This window comes from Actinomadura geliboluensis (assembly GCF_005889745.1).
GTDB lineage: Bacteria > Actinomycetota > Actinomycetes > Streptosporangiales > Streptosporangiaceae > Spirillospora > Spirillospora geliboluensis.
The window spans coordinates 1-4,941 of record NZ_VCKZ01000560.1 but is presented as its reverse complement, the minus strand read 5'-3'; the positions used below and the strand labels follow the sequence as shown (position 1 = coordinate 4,941).

Genomic DNA, 4,941 nt, shown 5'->3' with positions numbered 1-4,941 from the left:
TATAAGAGACAGACGGCGGGGGCGGCTACGGGGCCCCGGCCGAGCTGGCGAGCCGGTGGGCGCGGCTCGGCGCCGGCATCCTCGACCTCATCATCATCGGGATCGTGGCGGGGCTCGTCTCCATCCCGTTCATCGACTGGGACCGCGTCGTCGACCCCGAGCCCGGCTCGTCCTTCTACAACGGCGCCCAGGTCGGGACGAACGCCGTCAGCGTCGTGCTCGCGTTCCTCTACTTCTGGCTGATGCACGCCAAGTGGGGGCAGACGCTCGGCAAGATGCTGCTGCGGATCCGCGTCGTCCGCGCCGACGACGGGCAGGCGATCACCACCGGCCAGGCCGTCGGACGCTCGGCGTTCTACAGCGTGCTCGGCGGCATCTGCGGCTGCATCGGCCTCATCGACATCCTGTGGATCCTGTTCGACCAGCGCAAGCAGGCGCTGCACTGCAAGGTGGCGCAGACCGTCGTCGTCAAGGCCGAACCGCACGCGCCCAACCCCTACGACTTCCGCTGACCGGGGTCCGGGGCGGGCGTCCGAGTTGCCCGGCGGGCTTCGCTACGGGCAGGCTGGGCGCGTGCATACGGCCGGAAACTCCCCCAGTCCCCGCCCTCACGGGTCGCGGGCCGTCCGCGGCGCCGCGGGACTGGCCGCCCTCGCCGTCGCGGGGTCGCTGACCGCAGCCTGCCAGGGCTCCCTCGGCGGCGACGACCCCGGCGAGCCGGGCGGTTCGCCGACGGGCGCGGTGACCGGGCCGGCGGGCCCGACGACCGCGGGCGACGCCTACGTGCCGGGCGACGGCAACGGCGGGTACGACGTCAAGCACTACGGGCTGAAGCTCACCATCACCCCGGACGGACCGAAGCAGCTCGCCGGCACCGCGACGATCACCGCGACCGCGACCGAGCGCCTCGCCCGCTTCAACCTCGACCTCACCGGCCTGGACGTCGCGTCCATCAAGGTGAACGGGGCGGCCGCGCGGCACCAGCGCGGCGGCGAGGAGCTGGAGATCACCCCGGCGAAGCCGCTGGCGAAGGGCGCGGAGTTCACCGCGGTCGTCGAGTACTCGGGCACCCCGGAGCCGACGAACGACCCGGTGCTCGGCACCTACGGCTGGATCCGCACCCGGGACGGCGTGTTCGTGGCGTGCCAGCCGAGCGGCGCGCACACCTGGTTCCCGAGCAACGACCATCCGAGCGACAAGGCCACCTTCGACTTCGAGATCACGGTGCCGCAGGGGCTGACGGCGATCGCCAACGGCGAGCCCGAGTCGCCGGTCACCGGCACGGACGGGACGCCCGGTGCGCCGGGTGCCCCCACGGCGCCCGGCGTGCCGCCGGGCGGCGGCCCCGGCTCGGGCGGCCCCGGCGACGGCGGTCCGGGGATCGACCCGGTCGCCTGGCACGGCACGGCCAAGCGCGCGATGACGACGTCGAAGTGGCGCGTGAACAAGCCGATGGCCACCTACCTCGCGACCGTGGACGTCGGCCGGTTCGCGGTGCGGACGGGCAAGACGCCGAGCGGGATCCCGGTCATCACCGCGGTCGACCCGACGCTGCCCGGCGTCAGCATCGACCAGTTCCACAAGCTGAACGGCGACATCACCGAGGAGTGGTCGAGGCTCTTCGGCCCCTACCCGTTCTCCTCCACCGGCGGCCTGATCGACAACGCCGAGGTCGGCTTCGCGCTGGAGACGCAGACCCGCCCGGTGTACGGGGCGTTCGGGCTGCAGCCGACGATCGTCGCGCACGAGCTGGCGCACCAGTGGTTCGGCGACAGCGTCAGCCTCACCCGCTGGCAGGACATCTGGCTGAACGAGGGCTTCGCGACCTACGCCGAGTGGCTGTGGGACGAGAAGACCGGCGGCCAGACCGTCCAGGAGCACTTCGACGAGGCCTACGAGGGCATCGGCGGGCAGGAGCTGTGGAACGTCCCGCCGGGGAACCCCGGCCGCAAGCAGATGTTCGGCCGCTCGGTGTACGACCGGGGCGGCATGGCGCTGGTCGCGCTGCGGAACCGGGTCGGCGAGGACGTCTTCTACAAGATCCTGCAGACCTGGACGAAGGAGCGGGCCCACTCCAGCGGGACGACGAAGCAGTTCGTCGCGCTGGCGAACCGGGTCTCGGGCAAGAAGCTCGACGCGTTCTTCGACGACTGGCTGTACAAGAAGGGCCGCCCGGCGAAGTGAACGGCCGGTCCCGGCCACGGGATCGGCCATGATCAGGCGAATTCGATACCAAATCGCGCTTGCCCCGGCCCACCTCGCGAGAAAGTCTTGATCACGGTAGTGACGGCTTACCGAGGTAACCGAGGACGAGGTCGATGAGCAGAACTCCACGAGCCCTGGCCGCCGTGTCGCTGGGCGTCGCCGCGAGCCTCGCGGTGACCGCGGCGCCCGCGGGCGCCGCCGCCGCGCGCTTCACCCCGGGCGCGCCCGGGGCCGGCGACCCCTACTTCCCGGACATGGGCAACGGCGGCTACGACGTCGCCCACTACGACATCGGGCTGAAGTACGACCCCGCCACGAAGGGGATCCAGGCCGTCACGAAGATCAAGGCGAAGGCGACGCAGAACCTGTCCCGGTTCGACCTGGACTTCCTCGGCCCGCTGAAGATCTCGTCGCTGACGGTGGACGGGCGCAAGGCGTCCTACAAGCGCACCGGCGCGCAGGAGCTGGTCATCACGCCGCCCAAGGGGCTGCGCAAGCACCGCCACTTCACCGTGACGGTCGCGTACTCGGGCGTCCCGCAGACGATCGACGACGCGACGCTGGGCACGTCCGGCTGGGTGCCGACGCCCGACGGCGCGGTCATGCTGAACCAGCCGTTCGGCGCCGCCACCGTCTTCCCGGTGAACGACCACCCGACCGACAAGGCGACGTACACCTTCACCCTGTCGGCGCCCAAGGGCCTCACCACGCTCGCCAACGGCGACCTGCGCGGCACCTGGGCCAAGGGCGGCTGGACGACCACCCGCTGGGACGTCCGCAACCCGATGGCGAGCGAGCTGTCCATGCTCGCGATCGGCAGGTACGACGTGCTCAAGGGCCGGACGGGGTCGGGCATCCCGAACCTGACGGCCACCGACCAGGCCATGGCGATCAAGCCGGCGGACGCGAAGAAGTTCCACGACCAGACCGCCCAGGTCACCGACTTCCAGGCGTCGGTCTACGGGCGCTACCCGTTCACCTCCACGGGCGGGATCGTGGTGAAGGCCGGCGTCGGCTACGCGCTGGAGACGCAGGGCCGCCCCGTGTACGACCTGGGGCGCCGGCCCGGGAGCATCCCGAGCGGCACCCTCCTCGCGCACGAGCTGGGCCACCAGTGGTTCGGCGACTCGGTGTCCCCGGCGAAGTGGGCCGACATCTGGCTGAACGAGGGCTTCGCCACCTACGCCGAGTGGATGTGGTCCGAGCACGCCGATGGCGTGCCCGTCCAGAAGAGCTTCGACGGCGTGTACGCGACCCCCGCGGACGACGGCCTGTGGAAGGGCAGGGTCGCCGACCCGGGCCGCGACCACATCTTCGACGGGCTCGTCTACGACCGCGGGGCGATGGCGGTGCACGTGCTGCGCACGACCATCGGCGACGGCGACTTCTTCCGGCTGCTGAAGGCGTGGCCCGCCGCCCACCGGGACGGCAACGCCTCCACGGCGGACTTCGTCCGCTTCGCCGCGCGCCTGTCCGGAGAGAACCTGGACGGCTGGGCCAAGGCGTGGCTCTACTCCGAGGGCAAGCCGGCCCTGTGAGCCGGGCCCCGTGTGAGCCGGGCACCGTCCGGGCTCAGCTCAGGGTGAGCGTGTAGCCCTTCTCGCGCAGGCGGCCGATCACGTCTTCGGAGTGGTCGGCCCCTCGCGTCTCCAGGTGCATGAGCACCTCGGCCTCCTCGACGTGCAGCCGGGCGGCGACGCGCTCGTGCATCACGTCCAGGACGTTGACGCCCAGCTCGGCGAGTTCGCTCAGCAGCGTCACGAGGGCGCCGGGCCGGTCCTTGAGCCGGCAGCGGACGACGAGGTACCGCCCGGCGCCGGCGAGGCCGTGCCGCAGCACCTTCGACAGCAGCAGCGGGTCGATGTTGCCGCCGGACAGCAGCACCACGACCGGCGGCTCGAACGCGTACATGTGCTCCAGCATCGCGGCGACGCCCGCCGCGCCGGCCGGCTCGACGACCTGCTTGGCGCGTTCGAGGCAGAGCAGCAGCGCCTGCGAGATCGACTCCTCGGTCACGGTGACGACGGCGTCCACGAGGCCGGTGAACAGGTCATAGGTGAGGTCGCCCGGGCGGCCGACGGCGATCCCGTCCGCCATGGTCGGCTCGATCTCGACCTGGACGGGCTTGCCGGCGGCGAGCGAGGGCGGGAACGCCGCCGCGCGCTTGGCCTGCGCGCCGAGGATCTTGACCTCCCGGCCGCCGGCCTCCTTCAGCACGCCCTTGGCCGCCGCGGCGATGCCGGACAGCAGGCCCCCGCCGCCCACCGGCGCCACGATGGTCCGGGCGGCCGGGCACTGCTCCATGATCTCCAGCCCGATCGTGCCCTGCCCGGCGACGACGTCGGGATGGTCGAACGGGTGGATGAACACCGCGCCGCACTCGTCGGCGTACTTCTGCGCGGCGATGAGGCAGTCGTCGACGGTCGGGCCGGGGAACACGACCTCGGCGCCGTAGCCCCGGGTCGCGGCGATCTTGGGGAGCGGGGCGCCGGTCGGCATGAACACGGTGGCCTTGCAGCCGAGCATGGACGCGGCGAGCGCGACGCCCTGCGCGTGGTTGCCGGCGCTCGCCGCCACCACGCCGCCGGCCCGCTCGGCCTCGCTGAGCCGCGCGATCCGCACGTACGCGCCGCGGATCTTGAACGAGCCGGTGCGCTGCAGGTTCTCGCACTTGAGCATGACGGGGCCGCCGAGCTGCTCCGACAGGACCCGGGAGGGGATGAGGGGGGTGGGGAC

The 4,941-nt window shown here is 72.1% G+C and carries 4 protein-coding genes; 3 read left to right on the top strand and 1 reads right to left on the bottom strand.

Annotated features, from left to right (window positions below; genetic code table 11):
* The first annotated feature begins 44 nt into the window (after positions 1-44).
* The 3 genes from ETD96_RS41290 (at position 45) to ETD96_RS41280 (ending at position 3,743) form a co-directional block, all read left to right on the top strand.
* Positions 45-512 (top strand): RDD family protein, encoded by a 468-nt coding sequence (locus tag ETD96_RS41290; RefSeq protein WP_138641924.1) that lies wholly within the window; start codon positions 45-47, stop codon positions 510-512.
* A gap of 61 nt (positions 513-573) precedes the next feature.
* Positions 574-2,184, top strand: coding sequence for a M1 family metallopeptidase (locus tag ETD96_RS41285; protein ID WP_240808594.1), 1,611 nt, complete (start codon positions 574-576; stop codon positions 2,182-2,184).
* A gap of 134 nt (positions 2,185-2,318) precedes the next feature.
* On the top strand, positions 2,319-3,743 hold the full coding sequence (locus tag ETD96_RS41280; protein ID WP_138641923.1) for a M1 family metallopeptidase: 1,425 nt from the start codon (positions 2,319-2,321) through the stop codon (positions 3,741-3,743).
* A 34-nt stretch (positions 3,744-3,777) separates the two neighbouring features.
* Here ETD96_RS41280 and ilvA read toward each other — a convergent pair.
* On the bottom strand, positions 3,778-4,941 hold a 1,164-nt coding region (ilvA, locus tag ETD96_RS41275; protein ID WP_138641922.1), incomplete at its 5' end, for a threonine ammonia-lyase.